Here is a 25,230-nt window from a genome sequence, read left to right as displayed (position 1 = left end):
GGTAAATGAGGTGATGCGCATCGCGAAAGGACACATTTCAGACTTAACTGAAAGGGAATGTAACAGCAGAAGAAAGGCGATCACGCAAAGAGAATATTCTGAAAGCGGAAGACATCCGCTGCGGTGTAATCGGTTCCAAACGGTGCGCCTTTCAGCCGGGTGGCGGCTGCGCCTTACCCGGCCTACAAATAACGCAAAACCCGTAGGCCCGCGCAAGCGAAGCGCCGCCGGGCAAAGATGACCGCACAAATGCAAAAGGCCAGCCCGAAGGCTGGCCTTTTATAAAGCAGCGGGTAGTCGATTACTTCAGACCGGCAGCTTCACGCAGCAAAGCGGCTTTGTCGGTTTTTTCCCATGGGAAATGTTCGCGACCAAAGTGACCGTATGCAGCGGTTTCTTTGTAGATTGGGTGCAGCAGATCCAGCATCTGAATCAGGCCGTATGGACGCAGGTCGAAGAACTCGCGCACCAGCAGGGTCAGCTGTTCTGAAGGCACTTTCTCGGTACCGAAGGTTTCCACCATGATGGAGGTGGGTTCAGCCACACCGATAGCGTAGGAAACCTGAATCTCACAGCGGTCCGCCAGGCCGGCAGCCACGATGTTTTTCGCCACATAACGTGCCGCGTACGCTGCAGAACGGTCCACTTTTGATGGATCTTTACCGGAGAATGCGCCGCCACCGTGACGCGCCATGCCGCCGTAGGTATCAACGATAATTTTACGACCGGTCAGGCCGCAGTCACCCATTGGGCCGCCGATCACAAAGCGTCCGGTTGGGTTGATGAAGAATTTGGTGGCGCTGCTCAGCCATTCGGTTGGCAGAACCGGCTTGATGATCTCTTCCATCACTGCTTCCTGCAGGGATTTCTGATCGATCTCTTCGGAATGCTGGGTGGACAGAACGACCGCATCAATACCGACGATTTTACCGTCGTCGTACTGGAAGGTGACCTGGCTTTTTGCATCCGGACGCAGCCACGGCAGGGTGCCGTTTTTACGCACTTCAGCCTGACGCTGCACCAGACGGTGCGCGTAGGTGACCGGCGCTGGCATCAGCACGTCGGTTTCGTTGGTTGCATAGCCGAACATCAGGCCCTGGTCGCCCGCGCCCTGTTCCAGCGGATCGGCTCGGTCAACGCCCTGGTTGATGTCTGGAGACTGTTTGCCAATCGCGCTCAGTACCGCGCAGGAGTTGGCATCAAAGCCCATATCAGAATGCACATAGCCGATCTCACGCACCGTGTTACGGGTGATCTCTTCGATATCAACCCATGCGCTGGTGGTAATCTCACCGCCAACCAGAACCATGCCGGTTTTGACATAGGTTTCACACGCTACGCGCGCTTTTGGATCCTGCGCCAGGATCGCATCCAGCACCGCATCGGAGATTTGGTCAGCAATTTTATCAGGATGTCCTTCTGATACGGACTCGGACGTAAACAGGTGTTTTGCCATGTTTTATTTCACCTAAGAGGAATTTGGTTAGCTCAAGCTGCTGTGTGGAATAGCCAAAGGAGATAATTCTACCAAGGCCTGCAGGTTTTTGACACTGGCAGTATGAGTGTTAATCAGTATAGATGGATTAACATCTGGATGGCTATTTTAGGTCACTTCTTCGCCCGATTTCCAGTTTTTTTTGACTAACCTCTCACTCAGTTGAAATTGCTGCTGGCAATAATTCCTGACGGCCCCGGCAACACGCGCATTTTTGTTTTGCTTTTTAGCCCCCTTCTCGGTATAAAACGCGGCGCGCGGCTCATATAAAATAAGCGCTCGATGAACTCATCGTGTCGCCACTTCCAGCCGGGTAAAGCAGTGAACTTTTAGCTTTGGCTTGGGGTCCGTTTCAGCAGAGGCGGCCGTGGAGGTGATACGAGATAATGAACCATCGTTTTCCGCTAATTCAGCGCAGCCGTTCTGGCGTGCATTTGATTCCCGCAACCCGCATTTCTAGTCTGCAAACCTGCCGATGTTATACCCATCTCGGCGCTTCTCAGGATTCCAGGGCCGGTCACGCTTTGTGAAAACTGAACAAGGGCGCTCTTGTTAATACAAGAGTTTTCTCGTGGTTTCGCCGAACCTTGTCATACAGAGTTCGGATACGTGTTTTACAATGATATGAATAAGAAACCGGTCGCACGGTCTGGATTTCAGCATACTCTGCTGGGAAACGGAGCCGTTTATGGGTTGTTATCGCCGTATAACGCTGCGATAGTAGTCAACTGTTTTACACTTAATACAAAGAGTTGAGGTTCGCTATGTCTGACGACATGTCTTCTTTTTCGCCTTCGTCAGCGGGCGAACAGGGTGTACTACGTTCTATGCAGGAGGTTGCGATGAGCTCCGAGGAAGCCAGCAAGATGCTGCGCACTTACAATATTGCCTGGTGGGGCAATAACTACTACGACGTCAACGAACTGGGCCACATCAGCGTCTGCCCGGATCCGGACGTCCCTGAAGCGCGCGTGGATCTCGCCAAACTGGTGAAAGCCCGTGAAGCTCAGGGCCAGCGTTTGCCTGCACTGTTCTGCTTCCCGCAGATCCTGCAACATCGCCTGCGTTCTATTAACGCCGCGTTCAAGCGCGCGCGTGAATCCTACGGCTATAAAGGCGACTACTTCCTGGTTTACCCCATCAAGGTTAACCAGCACCGCCGCGTGATCGAATCTCTGATCCACTCCGGCGAGCCGCTGGGTCTGGAAGCCGGCTCCAAAGCGGAGCTGATGGCGGTTCTGGCCCATGCGGGCATGACCCGTTCAGTGATCGTCTGTAACGGCTATAAAGACCGTGAATACATTCGTCTGGCGCTGATTGGCGAGAAGATGGGCCACAAGGTCTATCTGGTTATCGAGAAGATGACTGAAATCGCCATCGTGCTGGAAGAGGCCGAGCGTCTGAACGTGGTGCCGCGCCTTGGCGTGCGTGCGCGTCTGGCGTCACAGGGTTCCGGAAAATGGCAGTCCTCCGGCGGCGAAAAATCCAAGTTCGGCCTGGCGGCGAACCAGGTGCTGCAGTTGGTAGAAATTCTGCGCGAGCGCGGGCGTCTGGACAGCATTCAGCTGCTGCACTTCCACCTCGGCTCGCAGATGGCCAACATTCGCGATATTGCGACCGGCGTGCGTGAGTCAGCGCGTTTCTACGTTGAGCTGCACAAGCTTGGCGTGAATATTCAGTGCTTCGACGTGGGCGGCGGCCTGGGCGTGGACTACGAAGGGACCCGCTCGCAGTCTGACTGCTCCGTGAACTACGGCCTGAACGAATACGCGAACAACATTATCTGGGCGATCGGCGATGCCTGTGAAGAGAACGGCCTGCCGCACCCGACGGTGATCACCGAATCCGGTCGCGCGGTCACCGCGCACCATACGGTGCTGGTCTCGAACATCATCGGCGTTGAGCGCAGCGAAACCACCGAAGCGACGCCGCCGGCAGACGATGCGCCGCGTTCCCTGCAGAGCATGTGGGAAACCTGGCAGGAGATGCACGAGCCGGGCACGCGTCGTTCCCTGCGCGAATGGCTGCACGACAGCCAGATGGACCTGCACGACATTCACGTCGGCTACTCTTCAGGCACCTTCAGCCTGCAGGAGCGCGCGTGGGCGGAGCAGCTCTATCTGAACATGTGCCATGAAGTGCAGAAACAGCTCGACCCGAGCAACCGTGCGCACCGTCCGATTATCGACGAGCTGCAGGAGCGAATGGCGGATAAGATCTACGTCAACTTCTCGCTGTTCCAGTCGATGCCGGATGCCTGGGGTATCGATCAGCTGTTCCCGGTTCTGCCGCTGGAAGGGCTGAACCACGCCCCGGAACGTCGCGCGGTGCTGCTGGACATCACCTGTGACTCTGACGGCGCAATCGACCACTACGTTGATGGCGACGGTATCGCAACGACGATGCCAATGCCGGAGTACGACCCGGAGAACCCGCCGATGCTGGGCTTCTTTATGGTCGGCGCGTACCAGGAGATCCTCGGCAACATGCACAACCTGTTCGGTGATACCGAGGCGGTGGACGTGTTTGTCTTCCCTGACGGCAGCGTGGAAGTTGAGCTGTCTGACGAAGGGGATACCGTGGCGGACATGCTGGAATACGTTCAGCTCGATCCGAAAACCCTGCTGACGCAGTTCCGCGACCAGGTGAAAAACACCGGGCTGGACGATGCGCTGCAGCAGCAGTTCCTGGAAGAGTTTGAAGCGGGTCTGTACGGTTATACGTACCTGGAAGACGAATAACGCACGAATGGGGCGTTAAAAAAAGGGTCTGACGAAAGTCAGACCCTTTTGTTTTAGCTGTACTGCTGGTCGGTGAAGGTGATGGTCACCGGGGCATAGATATTAATCGGTCGATCGATTTGCAACGCCTTCCACTGGGGACGCGCGTTCATCGCACCTTTGCTCATGTCGCCGTTCCACTGCTTGTGTTCCGGCGTTTTCGGCATATCCATCCCGGTTTGACCGGTGGACGATCCCGGAGAGAGCTTAACGTCATCGCCTTTGGTGTTGCTGGACGGCGCAACGCCATTGGTCATGTCGCCATTCCACTGCTTGTGCTCCGGCGTTTTCGGCATATCCATCCCGGTTTGGCCGGTGGACGACCCCGGAGAGAGCTTGACGTCATCGCCTTTGGTGTTGCTGGACGGCGCAACGCCGTTGGTCATGTCGCCATTCCACTTCCTGTGGTCCGGTGTTTTCGGCATGTCTTTACCGGTTTTAGCCGTCGCGGAGCCCGGAGAAAGCACCGGATAGCGAGTTTCCGGTACGGCCCATTTCTTCACTGGCGTGACCGTTGCGGCCTCTGGTTTTGCTTTTGGCGTCAACGGCTGAGACGCTGACGGCACGACTTTCGGCACGGCTTCACTGTGTGCTGTTTCAGACGCGACGGTTTCTTTATGCACCACCGAAGAGGCGGACGTGGAGGTCGTTGACGCCGTCGTTTTCTCAACCGTCATGTGCTGAGAATCGGACGTGGTTCGCGTCGTCGTTGTCGTGGTCTGCTGCGTTGAGCCTGGCTTAGTCGGCGTACACTTGTGTGGACAACCGCCACCGCCCGTATGACCGTCATCCGGCACCGCTGGCGTATCGCTGTCTGCGTCAGCACCGTTTTTCTTCTTCTTGCGGATGCCCGGATCGGCGAGCGTGTAGGAGATGTTATTTCCGGCTTCTTTCTCATCACGCGTTACGGTCGACATTGCCTCTTTATCGGCGTTGAGCTCACCTTTTACCGCTGCGCTGGTCGTGTCACCCACTGCGATGGTGGATTTCTGCGTTTCGTTGTAGTGAATTTCATCCACGGTATCGACGTAGATATTCGCAGACGGCACGACAGTCTTTTTATCCTTGACGCTCAGACCGATACCGCCGCCGCCGTACAAACCATCCTGCTCAACGTGGTCTTCCAGCGTTTTCGCATTGATATCGCCTGCCACGTTCACCGAGCCCGTGCCGTCCTGAGACACCAGGTTGGCCCCGGTCATGTTCAGGTCGCCGCCGGTTTTCACATTCAGTTCGCCCGCGGTATTGATACCGGACTGCTTCGCTGTTTTAGCCGAATCGTAACTTTCAGAGCCACCGCCCCCGTTTACGGATACGTTAGGGATGACGCCTGTTGCCGCTGCAGAAATGCCCACCGAGGCGCCCCAGTTACCGCGGCTGCTTTCGCTGTGCTCGGTATCCTGTACGGAGGTGATATTCATATCGCCAGCGACGTTAACATCGGCCTTTCCAGCATCGATGTTAGCCCCCTTCATGTTCATATCACCGCCAGCGTTCACCGTCACATTTTCGCCGTTGAGGGTGCTATTCTGGTACGACGTTGAGTTGCCGGAGCCGTGCTCCGTACTGCCGTTGTAATCAACCGAAACGCCGCCGCTTACGCCGGTAATATCCACGCCCACGCCTGCGGTAATACCGCCTTTGTGTTTGTCGGTTTTACTGGTGAACGAGCTCGTTGATTTCGCCGCGTTGATGTCCACGTCACCACCCGCATTGATGTCCGTATTCTGCGAGTTCACGTTCACGCCGTTGAGCGTGGTATCGTTGGCCGAATTAATGCTAACGTTTTTAGCATTAATATTGGTGATGTTCTCCGCCGTTGCGGTGCTCGTTTCTGTCGTTTTTGTCGTATTACCGCCGATAGTGACGGAGGCGCCAGCAAGATCGTTCAACAGGATGTTGGACACATCGCCCAGCACTTCCGCCGTCGTGGTTCCGCCGTTAATCGACTGGCCTTTCTGCGATTTATCAATCAGATTACCGGTTTTGTCGATAGCGTCAGCTACGGCACTGTGGGCCTCACCTGAAATACCGACAAAGCGGTCTTTGTGTGTGGTGGTGGTTTTGGTTTCATCCTCGTATTTGGTGCTGGCGACATCCTGAGCGTTAATGCTGAGCTTATCGCCGGCGGAGAGGTCAGCGCCGCCAATATCCGCCGTTTTTCCCGCATTCACGGAACCGGAATCGGCAAAATTAATGGACGCGTTGGTGTTCTGCTTGCTCTGGGTCGACACGGTATCGGTCGTGTCTTCCATACCCACCCTGAAACCTGCCGTATCGGTGATCGGTGCACGGCCCGGTTTGGCACCAATCGCGGAGGTTTCAGAGCTACCGCCCGCGCTGGAGTAGTCGCCTGAGGTGGTATTTTTTGTGGTGCCCTCGTTTTTACCGTAGGAGATCGAAGCAGATTTACCGCCGCCGCTGATTGAGGCATCAGCAATAAACTGGCGAGACTGTGTGGTTTGTTCCTGAACGGACACGTTTTCAGAGGTTTTTATCTCAACGTTTTCTGCCGCATTGATGGCGCCACCGTTGGCGTTAATGCTGCCGCCTTCCATAACCACATTCTTGCTGGCATCAATCTGAACGTTACCGCCAGCCTTGACGGTTGAGCCGATGGCCTCGCCGCTGACCGTTTTGGTGTCGGTGGTGGTATAGCTGGACAGACCGGTGATCTCGGTATTGATGGTACGGGTAGAATCAATCTGATGCAGGTCGTTGAAGGTGACGTCACCTTCGCTTGCCTTCATGGTCACGTCCTGACCTGCCGTAATATCCGCCGCGTTGGAGGTGATAGTTTTCGCCTGCATATTGATACTGCCGCCAGCGGTGACGCCATCATCGTGCGCATGAATCATCTGCTTGCCGTCTTCGCCGTGGCCGACCGACGCGGTCAGAGTGATGTCGCCCTTTTCAGCCTTCATGTCAATGTCGCCACCGGCGTTCACTGCCGCACCGTTAGAGGCAATGCTGCCCTTTTCCGACGTCATTGAGACGTTATTACCCGCAGAGATGCCGGCATTCGTCGCGTTGCTGATGTTTTTGATATCACCCTCGGCCACCAGCGTAACGTCACCCCGGGAGGAGAGGGTACCGTTCACGTTGTTGATGGCGGTGGCATCAACAGACAGGCTATTCCCGGCCGCGATAGATGCTGTGCCATTGCTGATATCACCGGAAGCCATCTGGCGAAGGGTTTCAGGGCAAAGGTAGACCACCGGCACCAGCACTTCCGTCCCTTTGATGTTCTGGCTCACGAACCAGACGATATCCTGGGTCAGCCCATTGCGTTGCTCTTCGCTCAGGGGCTGGCCCACCACCAGATTCAGATCGCTGTTTTTCGCCGCATTACCGGCGTTATCCATCAGATTCTGCACCAGCGCATCGCCTTCGAGACCGTCTCGTATCGCAAACATGCTGCCCACGGAGCGGCTGATCTCTCGACGAATCAATTCGGAGATGAAGTAGTTATCCCCAATGACGTTAACGGTTTCGGTGGTGGTGTAATCCACCTTGTCGAAATAGTAGTCAGAACCGCTGTACTGGCTCTGGTCGATCATTTCCGGGCGCGTTTCGAAAATCGGAATGATGTGGTTGGCCGGGCCGCTGTACTCAGTGCCGTTTTTCGCCGCCGCGGAGGCTTTTTTGAATTCATCAGTGACTTCAAACATGCCCGGCAGGGAGACCAAATCCTTTATGGTCGGCAGCGGGCTGATCCCCATGGCCAGCTCTTCCAGCGTTTTGGTATTGACGGCAACATCATAGCCCGCAATGACCGTATCGACGCTGTAGTCACCCACATCGATATTCTGGATAGTGGCGTTCTCTCTGATCGTACCTGCATTGGCCAGGCCGTTATCCAGGGTGCCGCCATTGTGCGTGAAGTTACGACCTGCCGTGATTTCGCCTTTTTCAGACGGCACAAAGTAGATCATATTTTTCTTCAGCGAGTTAGTGCTGGCATCACCGTCGGTCAGACTGTGCCATGCTGCGCTCAGGGTGCCGTGCTCCTGCGCGTTCCACGTTTCGCCAAACACTTTGCTCATGACATAGCTGAGCTGGGTTGAGGTATTTGCGGCGTCGATCAGAGATTTATAGCTACGGTCTCTGTTCGGATCCTCTTTGCCGGTTTTGGTCTCGGGCTGGCCGTCGCCAAAGACGAAGTCGAGGTATTGATACAGCGAGCTGAAGGTCAGCGTAGTGTAATGATCAACCGCTACCTTCCAGAAGTCGGTGAGTACGATCGGTTCATTGAGCGTGAGGTGCAGATAATCATACAGCGATTCTGAAGAGTATTTTGGCGAGTTCAGAAGATTACCCGTGACGGTGATATCACGTCCCGCCTGGATCAGGCCGCCGGTATTTTTAATCTCTTTGTCCGCGAAGATATCGCGCTGGTTGATATTGATATCTTTTCCCGCGCTGATTTCGCCAAGTTTGTCCATAGCGATATCGGAGCTCAGTACCGGAATGTGCAGCTCCGTGGTGATGCTGACCTGCGTCATCACGTTATCTACACCGGACCATTTGCCCACTGCGTCCTGCGTTTGGGTTTGCGAGATCGTGCCGCCCGTATAGGTGCTTTGGTTTTCCAGATAGGCTGCATCAATATTAATATTTTGCTCGGAGCGAATGATCCCGGCGTAGTTAATCAGGCTTTTCGCGATGAGCGACATGTCGCCCATGCTCAGAATGTTGCCCGTAAAGTCGTTAACAAAGGTGCCATTGCGGACATCGATATCCATCTGACCCAGTGACCAAAGCAGGCTATTACTGTTGTTCGTCATCCCAGCGGCATGGATGTGCATATCCCCGCCCGTCACGACAGATTTGCTGTTGACAAATTTACCGTCCGCCTGCAGGGTCAGGTTGCCAATGACTTCCATCATGGTGTTATTGAACAAGGAGCCTTCGGTGCTCAGCGTCATATCATGGCCCGCGCGAATATCGCGGTTAAGGTCATCCAGGGTGAGGGAGTCTTTCACCTTGAGCATTAAATCATGACCCGCCTCGAGGATGCCGCTGGCGTTATTTAGCGTGTCAATGTTGATATTCATGTCGTTTCTGGCGACCGTTACGGCAGCGTCATAATTATTCAATTTTGACGCGTTGATCGTGACGTTATTACCGGCGATCAGGCCATTTCTTTCATTGGTAATTGTCCCTTCGGCAACGTTAAGGTTGGTGTTTTTTGCCCCCGAGATCACAGTAGCGTCGGCGTTGATCAGATTGTGATCGACGTTAATTGACAGATCGTTTTGCGTCGACACAATCACCGCCTGCTCGGTGTTGGCCATGTTATGCGCGTTAATCGTAATGTCGCCGCCCGCCACGATAGTGGATACTGACTGCTGTCCATCATCATCGGTGATGCTGCCGAGATTGCTCAGCGTGTCGGCAACAATCTCCAGCGGTCCATTAACGGCCTGGATGATGCCCGCAGTGCGGTTTGTCACAACGCCAATGGCGTTCAGGACCGTTTTCATATTGGCGGAGATCACCGCGCTGTCGCTGTTGACGAGGGACTCAACGTCTTCAATCGTCAGATTACGCAGCGCAACCAACACATGATCTTCGCCTTTGTTGGTCAGGTTTTTAACGTTGCGGATGATCAGATCCAGGCCCGCCTGAACCACACCTTCGTTTTTCAGATCGTCAATGTCGTCGATCGCAATGGTGCCATTCCCGATCATAACGGCGCGGTTGTTTAACGTCTTCACGCCGCTGATAGTCAGATCGCCAGCAGAGGCAATTACCGCATCGCTGCTGTTGTTAAGCGTGGTTGCTCCCGCGAGGGAGAGGGCGGCATCCGATTTAATCATTGAGGCGCCGCTGTTATTCAGGGTACCTACGTTTCTCAGCGCGGTGTTTTCTGCGCCGAACAGGGTTGCACCTTCAGTGTTATTGAGGGTGTGCACATCGGACAGTGACAGCGTGCCGTCAGAAATCACAAAGCTGCCGGTGTTATTGAGCGTGTTGAGATGGGCCAGTTGCAGCGTCTTGCTGGCATACAGCGTGGCGGCGTTCAGGTTATCGACGGCGCTAACGCGATCGAGCGTCAGGCTACCGGCCTGAATCGTTGAGGCGTCGTTAAGCAACGATGTTGCTGAAACGGAGAGGTTTTCTCTTGCCGCGATCAGCGCGTCATGCGTGTTGGCGAGGGTGGAAATTCCGCTGGCATGGACATTTTCGCCCTGGAGCAGCCCATCGTTATTGTTTACAGCCAGTGCGCCGTCGCCATTTAGGGTCAGATTCTTTCCGGCAACAATGCTGCCTTTTTGACTGTTCAGCAGTGCTTTTTTGACATCAAGCTGCATGTCTGTGGCCGCACTCAGCGTGCCGCCCTGGTTTTTCAGATTCGCGGTGGCGATGGTCAACTTCTCGCTCGCGCTGACGTTGCCGCGGTTACTGACGGTTGCACCGGCCTTACGGGTACTGGCGGAGATATTACGCCCTGCAATACGTCCGGTATTGCTGAGGGTGTCACCGCCGGATGCCAGCGTCACGTCATGCTTGTTGCTGGCAATGGTGCCGTCGTTGACGATATTACCGTCGGCATCAATAAAGATCAGCGCATCGTTACCGCTCAGGGTACCGCTGTTTGACAGATCACCGTTGACGTTAATGCGCACCTCACCGCTATCCGCACCGATATGACCACTGTTATTAAGGGCGCTGGCGGTCATGACCAGATTGTTATCCGCGTAGAGGCGGCCTGCATTGTCAAGATGACCGACAGACAGCGTCTGGGCGTTGCTGGCATAGAGAATGCCATTGTTCTTCATCGAACCTGATGCAATCCGGATATCCCCTGTGGCGCTGACGGAACCCTTGTTTTCAAACGCGCCGGTCAGGTTGAACTGAAGCGTGCCTTTCTTCGCGAGAATAACGCCTTCATTGTTGGTCATGCTGCCCGCAGTGATGTTGATATCACCACTGTTGCTGACCACCTCCGCGTCGGAGACGAGGGTGCTGAATGGCACCTGCTGGCCATTCTGAATGACGACAAAATCGCCATTTTTTAACGTAACGACGCCACCGGAAATGACGGCTCCGTTAGCATCCAGCGCCTTGAGATTGCCGGAAAGGGTGTACTGCCCGGCAACATTAATCTGAATCGCGGGAACCGCTGTCGTCGCACTGTTTTGCGCGAGGATCGCCGCCGTGTTTTGCAGCAGGGTAGACGCATCAATGCGGATGGTACCGGTACGGGAGATCAGGTCGTTATTCACCGTCAGGCCGGAGAGGGCATGCAGGATAATATTATTCTGCGCTTCGGTGCTCCCGGCGCCGCTGCTGTTTTTATTGAGGGCAATATTGTTGCCGCTGACAGTGACGTTTTTGTCGCTGCGTATGCCCGTCAGCGTCACGTCGCCGTTAGCGCTGATCTCAATATCATCCGTGGCGATGATACTGCCCTGGTGACGGACGCCCGCGCCGGACTCGGTACTGATAAGCTGAATTTTACCGCCGTACATCGACCCCATTGCCCGACCATCAATCGCGACATCCGGTGCGTGTCCGTCACCCGCATTGCGAACAGTATGCAGGCGGCTGGAGAGGTCGTAGTCGTTCTGGCCCGCAACAACCTTGAGGTCGGCCTGACCCGCAATTTCACCTTCCAGTTGAGCGCTGCGACTGACGATGTCGAAGTAAGTCAGCCCTTCGGTAGAAATACCTTGTCCCGTGACAGAAACGTTACCTTTCTCAACCGCAAGTTTATAGTTGCCGTCCTCTTTCATCTGTACCTTACCGGTACTCAGCGTCAGGCTGTTGGCATTAATGGTGGTGGCGCCGTTAACGCTAATGCCGTTTTCGTTGGCAACGATCACGTCCGCTTTTCTGCCAAAGACTTCCATCGTTCCGTTAATATAGGAGGCCTGGGCACCCGTTACTTCACTGATAATGGCTTTTGCTTCATGCTCAAGCTGGGCGTTTTTAACCGTATAGCCCCCGATCTTAGACACGCCATCCTGCATGCTGTTGTTAAAGATCAGACCATTTTTATCAACGTTAAACTGGTCAAATTTATTCAGTGAAACACCTTTCGCATTCGGATCGGTGATATTCACGACTGGCGTGCCGTTAGCCGCCTGGCCCATGGTTGGCCCTTTGCTCTGGCTGGCATCCGGCACCGTCGCGGCTTCGGCATTAGCGGCGAGAATACCCGCTATCGAAATAAAAAGGGGACAAAGGTGTTTATGCAAATTCCCAGCGGTTAGCTTCGTTTTTGAAGTTTTATTATTGCTCATAAAAATTCCTTAAATTAGAAAGTTACTTCCATCTTGTAATAAACGACCGTGTTATCGACGGTATTCTCTTCCAGTGAATCTGGTTTTTTTATAGGCCAGCCCGCGAGGACATATGTTGAGAAATGGCTACCGGTCGCTTTAATTCCGACCGAGCCACCCATCATGAATTGGCTGTCACATACGTTGACACCTTTAGGGCAATTATCTTTGGCAAAGCCCAGGTCATAACCTAAATAGGGAATAAGCTGATAAATACCGCCGATGCCAATATCAAAAGGAAACTGCAGCGTATTGGCGATCCAGCCGCCGCTATCAACCAGCAGGCTATCGTCCTTAAATCCGCGCACGGTGAATTCATCGCCCAGCGTTAATTTTGCATCGCTGACCAGGACGTGCGGGGTGTACTGGAACCCGGCGTTGAGTTCATAGACGCCACCCAGACGGCCAGCCTGAAAAAGCGGACGCGTCCAGCTGGCAATGCCGTTGTACTTGACGTAATCAAGGTCAAATCCTTTCAGGTCGGCATCGTTTTTCCAGGCAGAACCGAACCAGGGAACCGCCGCCGTCACGCCCACATCGCCATAGAACCAGCCGTTCATCAGGGCGCCGACCCACGTTGCGCCTGACGAAATCGCGGTATAGGTTTTAGAGCTCACGTCTATACGGTGGTTTTCAATGCTGTTGTCGCTGTTACGTCTTTCGACTTTTGCCCACCAGCTGGTTTTACCCGTGGCGTTACGGCCCAGCATGCGGCTGATACGCAGTGAAGCGCGGTCTGAATCTCCGTCAGACGCGTAGCTGGCGTTATTGCCGGCAAGGGTTTTATCGTAGCTGGATTTGTAATAAAGCGCGTCGAATGACCAGTAACCCAGCGGGATGCTGTAACTCGTTGACCACGAATCCTGATTATCCTGGTTATTTTTCAGGTTATTCCATGAATAATATACGTTGAAAATATCATTGATACCGGCAATGTTTTTAGCGGTTACGCTGCCATAATACTGCTGCCAGCCGTCAGCCTTAATGCCAGAGTTGTTAAGGCCCGCGGCGACGGAAAGGGGGAATTCAGGCTCATGCAGCAAATTAAGATCGGAATAGCTGTTTACAATCGACGGCTGAATATCAATATTGTCTTTGGGATAAACGCGCAGCAGGTTTTCGACCATCTGATCGATATCCTGCATGTTCAGAATCTTGTCTTTCGCAAAGGGGTAGGCAGTGAACAGGCGCGTGCGTTCACGGAGAGACGGTTCATGCCCGTTAACCTTAAGATTGTTTATTTTCCCCCACAGCACCCGTAGAGAGAGCGTACCCGTTTTGATATTGCCTGGCTCAATACCAATCAGCGTTGTGGCATAACCGCGGGAAATATAAAAATCGGTCAGCTCTTTAACCAGTTCAAATATTTCTGTTCTGCCGAGCATTTTGCCCTCATAGCGATCGATAATCGCCTGACGCAGTGGCGAACCGTCAAACAGGACATCATCAAGAATAACGATATGATTGATCTGAAATCGCCAGCTCGAGTCGCTGCTGGTCAGGGTTTCTTCTCCGGCTTCACGCAATTTTTTTTGTTGCTGGATTAACCGTTCGGTCCGCTTGGCTTCTTCTATTAATGCCTGGCTGGTTTGTCTTTCGAGACGATCCAGTTCCTGTTTATTTTGCTGGCCGGGAAGCGCCGCCGTAGCGTGAACCACAGGCATGAGCGGCACTAATAAAAGCGCATATTTTGAAAAACGCTGAAGCACGAATCTCTCCTTGATAATTATTTTATAGCCATGGTGTATTGAATTGCGCCGACCACCCTGCCAGCACTTAATGAATTCTCACGATTAACTTCTGCAGGAACGAATATCTGAGCCTGATAGTTTTTCGTTACTCGGGATGAAACCGGGAAAACAATTTCTTTCCCAAGAACAAGGGATGTTGAGACATATGGGCTTGATTTTTCGTAAACCATAATCGCGAAGTTTTGGGCGTAGCCTTCGCCGGTCTCAACGCCCAGCAGACCACTCGATGAGGCGAATTTTGTCCCGATCATAGAAGAGATTGTTAAGCCAACCTGTTCCTGTTCCGGGCATGTGATGGTAATAGAAAAGTCTTTTTTATCGCCCTGGTAATTTTGCGTGTTCTGGAATGAGGCAATACTGTAGGTCCCCAGATTGACGTTTGTTGACGAGGGATAAATGGAACATGAACGCGTATTCACTTTAATCGGTACTGATAAATTGATAGTAAGAATACGAAGCTCATCCTCTGGTGTGAGCAAAGGTTTGACTTTTACGTTAACCATTTCTCCGGCAGGGATCTCGGTTTCACCCTGATTAATGGTGCCGATCTGAACAAACTCCAGCAGCACCGTGCTGTTATCGATTGAACAACTCGGACTACAGGTCACAGGAGAGCCGGAGTTACCCGGCACCCAGGTGTTTCCGGTATTGGCTGGCCACTTCATCCGAATACCAATTCCCGGGATTTCGGTTGCATAGACTTTATCTATCGAGGAAGAGAGATAATTTCGGCTGTATGCAGTGTGCCACTGCGTTTGCGTTGATTCATCACAGCTATATTTGATATTAGGTGCAGTATACGTTTTAGACCATAATACCGTTCCTGCGGAGCCTTTATCCGCAGGGTTCAGCGTAATGTTGTCTGTGATATTTAACACCTTTTCCACACCGTCGATTCTGCACGCTGAGGCTTTTACTTCAAGGCTAAATATCCACAACAGGGATAATAAAAGGAGATAAAGCAGAGTCGTAATGTATTTATTCATTTTCTCTTAAAGGCCTTTGCAGATAATATCTATTGCATCAAAGGAGGCGGCTTTATTCATGTTGCGGTTTTTTCTGTGATCAGAAAGATGATTGACCTCTGCTGAGCACGTGTTCATCACCTTATTGCTATTCCATTTAATAACGATCGGCTTGCCAGATTCAGGCAAGGTCAACATTGCCAGACCACCCTGGCCGACCATACCGAGCGTGGCGTCGCTACCGTCGGTAATGGATGCGCCGAAGGGGATCTTCTGCCCGGAGGCATGTGTGAAGCGGACAAAGGTCTGTTGCTTCTGCTGCGTTTCCATTTTGATATGCACGGCGGCACCCGCGGTGGGCACAATGCTCTTACGCGTATCCTCGACGTCGACGCTCATTGATGTACCTTTTGGATCAATGAAGACATCGTTGTATCGGTAAGGCGTCAGATAGCCGACAATGCCGTAGCCGTTATCTTTAATGACCGCATTTGAATCAGGGTAAACTCTTGCCCCTTCAGCGCCTTTGGCCTCGATTACGCCAATGGTGTCGCCTAACGTTGGGGTCAAATTGATACCGCCACGGTGCACAACCACGCCACCGTTCATATTCAGACCGCCCATGAAGCTGTGGAGGGACTGGCTGAACGCGACGCCGCCGGAAGCGCTATCGCCCACGTAAGAAAGGTTGGTACCGAAATTGGTTTCCGGCCTGCTGGACTCACTGAAGTAGCCGCTGAAGCCATACTGTGAACGCTCGCCGGCCGAGCCGCTGAGCGAGGTGCGAATGGTGGCCTCATCGCTGTTGTAGCTAAAGTTCGCCCCCAGTCGGGCCTGTTTTTCATAACGATGGCCAAGCGGCATGGATACGCTCAGGTAGATCGTATCGTCATGACCACCGTCTTCATTATTGGTTCGGCCAAGTGAAATACCCCAGGTCGACGTGCCAAACCGGTTGTTGTATCCCAGCGCGTAGTTGGATTTTTCCGTGCGGCCCAGTTCATCGTTCCAGATGTTGCCGATGAAACCACTGACGTAAAAACTTCCCCAGCCCGCAGGCAGCATCTGGTTGATGTTTGCTTCCAGGCGTTCACGGTAGCGCTCGGGTAAATATCGGTCGTTACCGTGCTCCAGCGCCTGCTTCACGCTGACGGCATCCGCCAGCGAGTAGTAATCTTTACTGGAGTAGCGGTAACCTACCAGGCTGAAATTTGTCCCGGTTTCTGAAAGGTTTTTAGCAATACTGATACGCAGGGACATGTCACACAGTGAACCGCAGTCATCGCTCCCCATACCTGTGTTAAAGTTCGTATAAGAGCGGGTAACGTCCAGACCTAATGCCCCGAGCGGGGTATTGATGGCCACACCACCCAGCAGGGCGTTGTAGTCGCCATCAAACGCGGTTTGCGCACCCACGTAACCCGTCAGATTATTCAGCAGACCGTACTGAAGCGTGCCCTCGGTCATCCATGGCGCATCGGCAAGATACGTATTACGTATTTCCCCCGACGAGAGCGAATAGCGGAAGTAACCTTCGCGCAGCAGCTGCGGAACGCTGGAGTAGGGGACCGTAAAGGTATTGATGGTGCCATCCGTCTCTTTGACGGTGACCTCCAGATCGCCGTTGTAGCCTGTTGCATAGAGATCGCTGATGGCAAACTCACCCGGCGGCACCACTTTTTCGTAGAGGGTGCTGCCGGACTGCTTGATGGTGACCGTGGCGTTGCTGTTGGCAAAACCCCGTACAACAGGCGCGTAGTAGCGCACGGAGTCCGGCAGCATGCGATCGTCGGTGGCAAGCTTTGCGCCGCGAATGGCCGTTGTATCAAACATCTCCCCGCTGGTGTTGAGATCGCCCAGCACCACTTCAGACTGCAATGCTGCAATCCCCCGGCTGGCAAATGCCTGCAGATGATCGACCCCCTCATCGTCAATATCATTGCCGAGGTTCAGGGTGTCATAGGTCACAAAACGCCACGCCCCGAGGGTCATCGCCGTTTGCAGGTTACCAAAGAGATAGTTGCTGGTTTCGCCCAACTCACGGTTGCGCGTGCTTGAACCACTCAGTGCATAGGAGGCCATGAGGGTAGGTTCACCGTCGTCCCATAGCTCAGGGCTGATGTATCCCTCCGGCGTATTAAGCAGCATCGCCTGAGGGACGGTGACGTCCAGACGCTCATCATCCTGGTTGTAGGTCACGGTTGCGCCGGGCACAAGCGTTTCAAGGATCAGGCAGCGGCCCGTCTTCCAGTTTTCCGGCAGTTTGCGGGTGTCGACGTCAAAGCGGATAATCATTTCCGGCGTCATGCAGGCATTTACGCCCTGCTTATTTTTTGCCGGAATAAATGAAATGGGCCAGGTGCCTAATTTCCGCAGGTTGCTAAATACTTCCAGTTTGTAATCTCCGGGCTGGATTTTATCTACCCCGTCGAACTGGCTAAGGTCTAACCCACTGTTATAGAAATTCATAAAGCCGCGAGAAAAGCTTACCGCTTTTTTCTCTGCTTCGGCGTTAGCCTGGCCTGAAACGCACAATGCCAGAATAATGATCTGGCCAAGGGTACTTTTCGCTTTTTTGAGAAGCCTGTATTTATTATGGCGTGCGGACATTTAACCTTCCCAAAGGTAGAACGTATAAAATATTAAAAGTTATAAGTGCGCTTAATATATGCGCCTAAATCAGTGATATAGTTGTATTTAAATATGCCGCGTCCGCTCACTGCGCTGACCTGCGGAAAGTGATAAACCAGCGTTCCATAAGGGACAATCATGTCACCCGGGATCTCGATGTCTTTATTGTCGGCATTCGTCAGCCAGACGCTGGTCATGCTCACGTGGAAAGGTGAGTTATTGGTTCCCACCACGTCGTAGCCTTTTGCCGCTTTACGCAATTCCCACTTCAGATCGTCGCCCGCCTGCATGGGATTGCCCTTCAGGCCTGCTGGGCGATAGAAAAATTTGATCATTGTGCGGAACGCCATTTTTATCTGGTTCTGATCCGCCTCTTCAGGCAGTTCCGGTGGAATATCCAGCACGTTTAGCCAGAGCAGTGTTTCGCGATCTTTCGGATATTTTCCTGCGGCTTCCGCTGTCTGGAAAATACGGAAAACTTTCCCTTTTTGACCGTTAACGCGCGCAGCGGGAGGGTTGATAAAGAACGGAAGGTTCTCCTTCTCCGATCCATCGGTTTTATCGGTGCTGGAAAGCCAGACCTGCACCAGCTCCGGGTTTTTGCTGAGGTTATTCACGCGAACGGTTTGTTCACTCTCGTTTGCATTGAATGCCACGCGAGTCGTTAAAATTTGTATAGTGGCGTTGGCGCAGGGGAACCACGTCAATGTCACCATTAACATCACTTTGAAAATATTACTGACCATCAGGCTCAACGTTCCTAAATGTGGCAGGGAAAACAGTGGGATAAATCCCACTGCTTAGAGGTATTACTGGTACTTAATGGAATAAACGACGTCAGTGGTGACTTTACCGGCCGTTGCCGCACCGCCGGTGGCAACGTATTGCGCCCAGTAGTCGAAGCGAGCGGTATTACCTGTAATGGTCGCTGTTTTCGGGCTGTTGTTTGCGGTGTTCAGGTTCATAACCGCTTTGCTGGAATCTAACAGGCCGATTTCAACTTTATCGGCACCGCCCGTCGTGACGGTGTTTCTCAGGTTACCGGTGGTGGCGTTGATATTGGTGCTCTGTGCCAGTTCGAAGAAGACGCTGGCGACTTTGTTGTTGGTGCAATTTGCACCGCTCAGTTTAATGAAGAATGGCGTGTCACCCGCGCGTTGACCAGCTGTTGCCAGCGCGGTGGTGCTGACGCTTGGCAGATGCACGGTGAAATCAGGAGAGGTGGATTCACCCTGTGCATCACCGCCTGTAATAGCACAGGTTGCGTCACTGATAGTACCGTCAAAGGTAATAGTGCCATCATCTGCAGCTGCTGCAGTACCTGCTCCCGCCAGAATGGTAAAAAGACCTATTTTTAAATATTTGTTCATAAATAATTCCATTTAGAAATAAATTGTAATAAAGCGGCGGGATTGTAGGGAGTAAGAAAAGAGAAAACCACACGCAAAATCTAAATAAAATCCTAATCCGGATTGTCTTATGCTTTTTATGTATATATGAGTGTGTTATGGGGACTTTTGGGCCTTGAATTTCAAGGAGGATGCCGCTGGGGCGGGAATTAAAATATTCATTGGGAAAATATCCCGTTTGAAAAGGTTATAATATTTTTATGGCTATTGTTTTATTTGATGAATGGTAGTGGTTTGCTATATAATCTGTATTTATGAGTTGCTTGAATTTAATGGATTCAGGCGCTATTCTTAGCGCCAAACAGCATTACGATATGAAACGATCCCTTCCTCGTCGGGCTTAACGACGCGGAAGGGATTTTTTTTCACCTTTAGCAACGATCGTCTATCTATGATACGAGGACAGGACATGAGCACTTTAGGTCATCAGTACGATAACTCTCTGGTATCTAACGCGTTTGGTTTTTTACGCCTTCCGATGAACTTCCAGCCGTACGACAGTGACGCGGACTGGGTGATCACCGGCGTGCCGTTCGACATGGCAACGTCAGGCCGTGCGGGTGGGCGTCATGGCCCGGCGGCGATCCGTCAGGTTTCCACTAACCTGGCCTGGGAGCACAACCGTTTCCCGTGGAACTTCGACATGCGCGAGCGCCTGAACGTGGTGGACTGCGGTGACCTGGTGTATGCCTTTGGTGACGCGCGTGAGATGAGCGAAAAGCTGCAGGCCCACGCCGAGAAGTTGCTGGCAGCCGGTAAGCGCATGCTCTCCTTCGGCGGCGACCACTTCGTGACCCTGCCGCTGCTGCGTGCCCACGCGAAGCACTTCGGTAAAATGGCGCTGGTACACTTTGATGCGCATACCGACACCTACGCGAACGGCTGTGAGTTTGACCACGGCACCATGTTCTTTACCGCGCCGAACGAAGGTCTGATCGACCCGAACCACTCCGTGCAGATCGGTATTCGCACTGAGTTCGACAAAGATAACGGCTTCACCGTGCTGGATGCGGGTCAGGTTAACGACCGCGGCGTGGATGACATCCTCGCGCAGGTGAAGCAGATCGTGGGTGATATGCCCGTGTATCTGACCTTCGACATCGACTGCCTCGATCCGGCATTTGCACCGGGTACCGGTACCCCGGTAATCGGCGGCCTGACCTCAGACCGCGCCATCAAGCTGGTGCGCGGCCTGAAGGATCTCAACATTGTCGGGATGGACGTGGTGGAAGTGGCGCCTGCGTATGACCAGTCCGAGATCACTGCGCTGGCCGCAGCGACCCTGGCACTGGAAATGCTCTACATCCAGGCAGCCAAAAAAGGCGAATAAGCCTCTTCTGGCGTAAAAAAAACCTCTCGCTGGAGAGGTTTTTTATTGCCTTTAGAACACGTTAAACGGGTATTCCACGTAAGCGCGGATCTCGTCCCCGCCCACGTTATAGTCGCTGGCGTTGCTGGAGACGCGCAGCACGGAATAGCGCAGTTTCAGTTTCAGATCCTTCGCCGGGCCATCCTGCACCTGGTACTGGATCTGGTTAAACCACTCGTGCTCTTTGCCGTTGCTGGTTTCCGCGGTTTTGATGTTGTCCCCGCGCACGTAGGCGGTGGTCCAGCTCAGACCCGGCAGGCCAAGGCCGCCAAAGTCCAGACCGTAGGATGCCTGCCAGGAACGTTCATCTTCGCCGTTAAAATCAGACCAGTAGGAGTTTGCCAGCCAGATGGTGTTACCGCCATCACCCACGCCGCCCTGGTCGCGGTAGCCGCCGTAGTTGTAGCCGGTGCTGCCGCTGCTCTGCTGGTACGCCACTTTGAACGTGTGAATATCCCAGATGTAGCTCGCCGCCAGGCTCCAGATAGCGTTGCTGCGGCCCGTATCGAGGCTGTCCGCGTAACTCTGATCGAGACGGGAGTTATAGCCGTTGAAGTCGAGCACCAGCTGCTGCCCGGTGCTGAACGGCTGTTTGAAGTTCAGGCCCAGATACTGCTTGTTCATCACCTCTTCATTGTGAGAGGCGTAAAACGCGCCGCTGAACTGATCGTTGAACTGGTAGCTCGCGCCGCCGAAGGAGAGGCTCTTCAGCCCGCTGTCGTGGCGGTCGTCACTTTTACGTTGCTCGTCGGTGAAATAACCGGCGTTGATTTCCAGACCGTCGATCTCTTTTGAGGTCAGCAGGGTGCCGGTGTAGCTTTCAAAGAGCAGGCGAGAGCTGTCGGCATTGACGATGGGCAGCTCAGGACGCTGATTCCCGTAGCTCAGTACGGTATTCGAGATGCGCATTTTGGCGGTTGCGCCAAACTTTGCCAGATCGGATTTTGCCCGGCCGTCGTCTTCCTGCTTAAAGAAGTCGATGCCGCCTGCGCCGCTCTTGCCGCGACCGCCGTCCAGGCGCACGCCGTATTGAGCAATACCGTCCACACCAAAGCCCACCAGCCCTTCGGTATAGCCGGATGCAAACGTGGCGATGATACCCTGACCCCATTCGGCTTTGTCCTGCTGGCCCTGATGATAATCACGGCTGATATACGCATTGCGTAAAAACAGGTCCAGATGGCTGTCGTCAATAAAACCCTGGCTGTCGGATTGCTGGCTTGCAGCGGCAGGTAATGCGGAAAATAAACTTAAAGCAATTAATGATAATTCTTTTTTCACGGAGGGAACGTCTCTGTCTGGATATATTAATTGAATAACTGCAGGGGTGATAATTACCGGAAAAAGTGACCTTTGCAATAATTATGTGACCAGACGTTTCAATGTGACAGGGTAGATTTGGCGGGGCTTTCAGGGGTGTTATCGATACGTGCTGTTAAGTTAACAATTCATGCGAAATAAAAAGGAGGCAAAACTGCCTCCTTCTGAAATTATTTAATTCCGTCAGCGGCCATACGGTCGCGAATATGCTGTGCGCGCTCTTCTGAGGCAGGGTGATCGTCAAACATAGAGCTTTGACGTCCTGCTTCCAGTTTGGCCAGTTTTTCAAAGCTGGTGGCTAAACCGGATGGATTAATGCCGCGTTTGCGCAACAGATCGTAGGAGTAGTCATCCGCTTCGGACTCCTGACGCTGGGAGAACTGGGAGTTCACCAGTTTTTCACCCACGTCGCCAAGCTGTGACTGGGACAGGCTGCCAACGATACCGCCTGCTGAGGCCGCCGCTGCGCGGATGGCATTGGTGCCTAAGGCAACCTGCATCCCTTTCTTCACGTGGCCCAGCGCAACGTGGCCCATTTCATGGCCGATGACCGCTTCCACTTCGTTGTCGGTCATCATATCCATCAGGCCGCTGTAAACGCGGATACAGCCGTTCGCCATCGCGAAGGCGTTGACGTCTTTCGCCATGTAAACCTTGTAGTTCACCGGCTGACCGTTGATGTTATCGCCCAGCGCGGAAGCAATCTTATTCAGACGCTGCGTGTAGGTACTGTTAGCCGGCGCAAGCGTGGCTTTTCCGTCCATATCTTTACAGGCCTGGTCGCTCAGCGCTTTTACCTGCGCATCGCTCAGGGAATAGGCCTGAAAGGCCTCTGCGCCTGAGGTCATCAGGCCGTTAGAATCCATATTCTGACAGCCGCTCAGCAGGAGCGTTGTACCCAGGGCCAGCACTATTGCACGCATTTTCATGAGGTTGCTTCCGTACTCGTTAATCTGAATAAAATCCGAAAAGTGCACCGTCAGCGAAGCCGGTGTCGCGCTAAGTATAAGGAATATCTACAGGGCCGGGCGAGCAGATTGCGCAACATGCGAGCATGATCCAGAGATTTCTTAAGCTGCAAAAGAATGGTCCATGTACATGGCATGCCGCTTGGGTTACATTGTTGGCACTTTTTTCCGGCGTAGCCCAAAACGCGCTGTCGTCAAGGGCATGGCCTTTAACAGTCCGATCTGGAGTTAAAATGTCCTCACGTAAAGAGCTTGCTAATGCTATTCGTGCGCTGAGCATGGACGCAGTACAGAAAGCCAAATCCGGCCACCCAGGGGCCCCTATGGGTATGGCTGATATCGCCGAAGTCCTGTGGCGCGATTTCCTGAACCACAACCCGCAGAACCCGTCATGGGCTGACCGCGACCGTTTCGTACTGTCTAACGGCCACGGCTCTATGCTGATCTATAGCCTGCTGCACCTCACCGGCTACGATCTGCCTATCGAAGAGCTGAAAAACTTCCGTCAGCTGCACTCCAAAACTCCAGGTCACCCGGAAGTGGGCTACACCGCTGGCGTAGAAACCACCACCGGCCCGCTGGGTCAGGGTATTGCTAACGCTGTGGGTATGGCGATCGCTGAGAAGACCCTGGCGGCGCAGTTCAACCGTCCTGGCCACGACATCGTTGACCACTTCACCTACGCGTTCATGGGCGATGGCTGCATGATGGAAGGCATTTCTCACGAAGTGTGCTCCCTGGCAGGTACCCTGAAGCTGGGTAAACTGGTTGCGTTCTATGACGACAACGGTATCTCCATCGACGGTCACGTTGAAGGCTGGTTCACTGACGACACCGCTGCACGTTTCGAAGCTTACGGCTGGCACGTTGTGCGTGGCGTTGATGGCCACGATGCTGACTCGATTAAACGTGCAGTAGAAGAAGCGCGCGCTGTGACGGACAAACCGTCCCTGCTGATGTGCAAAACCATCATCGGCTTCGGTTCTCCGAACAAAGCGGGTACGCACGACTCCCACGGCGCGCCGCTGGGCGACGCGGAAATCGCACTGACCCGCGAAGCGCTGGGCTGGAAATACCCTGCATTCGAAATCCCATCTGAGATCTATGCTCAGTGGGATGCAAAAGAAGTAGGCCAGGCGAAAGAAGCGGCGTGGAACGAGAAGTTCGCGGCTTACGCGAAAGCCTTCCCACAGGAAGCGGCTGAATTCACCCGTCGTATGAAAGGTGACATGCCGTCTGACTTCGACGCAAAAGCGAACGAGTTCATCGCTAAGCTGCAGGCGAACCCGTCTAAAATCGCGAGCCGTAAAGCGTCTCAGAATGCCATTGAAGCGTTTGGTCCTCTGTTGCCGGAATTCCTCGGCGGCTCCGCTGACCTGGCGCCATCTAACCTGACCCTGTGGTCCGGTTCTAAGCCAATCAATGAAGACACTGCCGGTAACTACATCCATTACGGTGTACGTGAATTCGGTATGACTGCAATTGCCAACGGTATCTCCCTGCACGGTGGTTTCCTGCCGTACACCTCTACCTTCCTGATGTTCGTCGAATATGCGCGTAACGCCGTGCGTATGGCGGCGCTGATGAAACAGCGTCAGGTGATGGTTTACACCCACGACTCCATCGGTCTGGGCGAAGACGGTCCAACTCACCAGCCGGTAGAGCAGGTGGCTTCCCTGCGCGTGACCCCGAACATGAGCACATGGCGTCCGTGTGACCAGGTGGAATCCGCGGTAGCGTGGAAATACGGCGTTGAGCGTCAGGACGGTCCTACCGCGCTGATCCTCTCCCGTCAGAACCTGGCACAGCAGGAGCGTACGGCAGAGCAGCTGGCGAACATCGCTCGCGGTGGTTACGTGCTGAAAGATTGCGCGGGCCAGCCAGAGCTGATCTTCATCGCTACCGGTTCTGAAGTTGAGCTGGCTGTTGCCGCATGGGAAAAACTGACTGCCGAAGGCGTGAAGGCGCGCGTGGTCTCCATGCCGTCTACCGACGCGTTCGACAAGCAGGATGCCACTTACCGTGAATCCGTACTGCCTAAAGCGGTTTCCGCGCGTGTGGCAGTGGAAGCGGGTATCGCTGACTACTGGTTCAAATACGTGGGTCTGAACGGCGCTATCGTCGGTATGACCACCTTCGGTGAGTCTGCTCCGGCAGAGCAGCTGTTCGAAGAGTTCGGCTTCACCGTTGAGAACGTTGTCGCGAAAGCGAAAGAACTGCTGTAATCGCCGTTTTGCCCGGTGGCGCTACG

General features: G+C 53.5%; 13 protein-coding genes and 1 pseudogene. 5 read left to right on the top strand and 9 right to left on the bottom strand.

Annotation, left to right across the window (positions count from 1 at the left end; all coding sequences use genetic code 11):
* Nucleotides 1-301 precede the first annotated feature (301 nt).
* Nucleotides 302-1,456 carry a methionine adenosyltransferase gene (gene metK / locus ABFV38_RS18150; RefSeq protein ID WP_014885184.1) on the bottom strand — a complete coding sequence of 385 codons (1,155 nt, stop codon included), beginning with the start codon at nucleotides 1,454-1,456 and terminating at the stop codon, nucleotides 302-304.
* A gap of 479 nt (nucleotides 1,457-1,935) precedes the next feature.
* On the opposite strand from metK, the pseudogene ABFV38_RS18145 reads away from it, so the two are divergent.
* The 3 genes and pseudogenes from ABFV38_RS18145 to speA form a co-directional block, all read left to right on the top strand.
* Nucleotides 1,936-2,025: pseudogene (locus tag ABFV38_RS18145) on the top strand (hypothetical protein); the annotation flags it as partial.
* A 94-nt stretch (nucleotides 2,026-2,119) separates the two neighbouring features.
* On the top strand, nucleotides 2,120-2,251 hold the full coding sequence (yqgB, locus tag ABFV38_RS18140; RefSeq protein WP_127312443.1) for an acid stress response protein YqgB: 132 nt from the start codon (nucleotides 2,120-2,122) through the stop codon (nucleotides 2,249-2,251).
* 8 nt (nucleotides 2,252-2,259) lie between these two features.
* Nucleotides 2,260-4,236: a biosynthetic arginine decarboxylase gene (gene speA, locus ABFV38_RS18135; RefSeq protein ID WP_008499744.1), complete on the top strand. Its 1,977-nt coding sequence runs from the start codon at nucleotides 2,260-2,262 to the stop codon at nucleotides 4,234-4,236.
* A 53-nt stretch (nucleotides 4,237-4,289) separates the two neighbouring features.
* Here the strand turns inward: speA and ABFV38_RS18130 are convergent, their stop codons facing one another.
* The 6 genes from ABFV38_RS18130 to ABFV38_RS18105 all read right to left on the bottom strand — a co-directional run bounded on the left by ABFV38_RS18130 (nucleotide 4,290) and on the right by ABFV38_RS18105 (nucleotide 19,283).
* Nucleotides 4,290-12,527 carry a hemagglutinin repeat-containing protein gene (locus ABFV38_RS18130; protein ID WP_348957701.1) on the bottom strand — a complete coding sequence of 2,746 codons (8,238 nt, stop codon included), beginning with the start codon at nucleotides 12,525-12,527 and terminating at the stop codon, nucleotides 4,290-4,292.
* Nucleotides 12,528-12,541: 14 nt separating this feature from the next.
* A complete protein-coding gene (locus ABFV38_RS18125; RefSeq protein WP_348957699.1) occupies nucleotides 12,542-14,275 on the bottom strand; it encodes a ShlB/FhaC/HecB family hemolysin secretion/activation protein in 1,734 nt (577 codons plus the stop codon).
* Nucleotides 14,276-14,292: 17 nt separating this feature from the next.
* The gene (locus ABFV38_RS18120; protein WP_348957697.1) at nucleotides 14,293-15,303 is read right to left on the bottom strand and encodes a fimbrial protein; all 1,011 of its coding nucleotides are present in this window, start codon (nucleotides 15,301-15,303) and stop codon (nucleotides 14,293-14,295) included.
* A 6-nt stretch (nucleotides 15,304-15,309) separates the two neighbouring features.
* Nucleotides 15,310-17,892, bottom strand: coding sequence for a fimbria/pilus outer membrane usher protein (locus ABFV38_RS18115; protein WP_348957696.1), 2,583 nt, complete (start codon nucleotides 17,890-17,892; stop codon nucleotides 15,310-15,312).
* 32 nt (nucleotides 17,893-17,924) lie between these two features.
* A complete protein-coding gene (locus ABFV38_RS18110; RefSeq protein WP_348957695.1) occupies nucleotides 17,925-18,659 on the bottom strand; it encodes a fimbria/pilus periplasmic chaperone in 735 nt (244 codons plus the stop codon).
* A gap of 63 nt (nucleotides 18,660-18,722) precedes the next feature.
* Nucleotides 18,723-19,283: a fimbrial protein gene (locus ABFV38_RS18105; RefSeq protein WP_348957693.1), complete on the bottom strand. Its 561-nt coding sequence runs from the start codon at nucleotides 19,281-19,283 to the stop codon at nucleotides 18,723-18,725.
* Between the two features lie 448 nt (nucleotides 19,284-19,731).
* On the opposite strand from ABFV38_RS18105, the gene speB reads away from it, so the two are divergent.
* Nucleotides 19,732-20,652: an agmatinase gene (gene speB / locus ABFV38_RS18100; protein WP_008499737.1), complete on the top strand. Its 921-nt coding sequence runs from the start codon at nucleotides 19,732-19,734 to the stop codon at nucleotides 20,650-20,652.
* Nucleotides 20,653-20,703: 51 nt separating this feature from the next.
* Here speB and ABFV38_RS18095 read toward each other — a convergent pair whose 3' ends face one another.
* Complete coding sequence (locus tag ABFV38_RS18095) at nucleotides 20,704-21,972, bottom strand: OprD family outer membrane porin (protein ID WP_334756067.1); 1,269 nt, start codon at nucleotides 21,970-21,972, stop codon at nucleotides 20,704-20,706.
* 209 nt (nucleotides 21,973-22,181) lie between these two features.
* Nucleotides 22,182-22,940: a M48 family metallopeptidase gene (locus ABFV38_RS18090; RefSeq protein WP_021242066.1), complete on the bottom strand. Its 759-nt coding sequence runs from the start codon at nucleotides 22,938-22,940 to the stop codon at nucleotides 22,182-22,184.
* Nucleotides 22,941-23,212: 272 nt separating this feature from the next.
* Here ABFV38_RS18090 and tkt point away from each other — a divergent pair, with 272 nt between their 5' ends.
* Nucleotides 23,213-25,204: a transketolase gene (tkt, locus tag ABFV38_RS18085; RefSeq protein ID WP_348957691.1), complete on the top strand. Its 1,992-nt coding sequence runs from the start codon at nucleotides 23,213-23,215 to the stop codon at nucleotides 25,202-25,204.
* Nucleotides 25,205-25,230 lie beyond the last annotated feature (26 nt).

Source organism: Enterobacter cloacae complex sp. Mu1197 (genome assembly GCF_040059225.1).
Taxonomy (GTDB): Bacteria; Pseudomonadota; Gammaproteobacteria; order Enterobacterales; family Enterobacteriaceae; genus Enterobacter; species Enterobacter quasiroggenkampii.
This window is presented reverse-complemented; position numbering and strand designations above follow the sequence as displayed.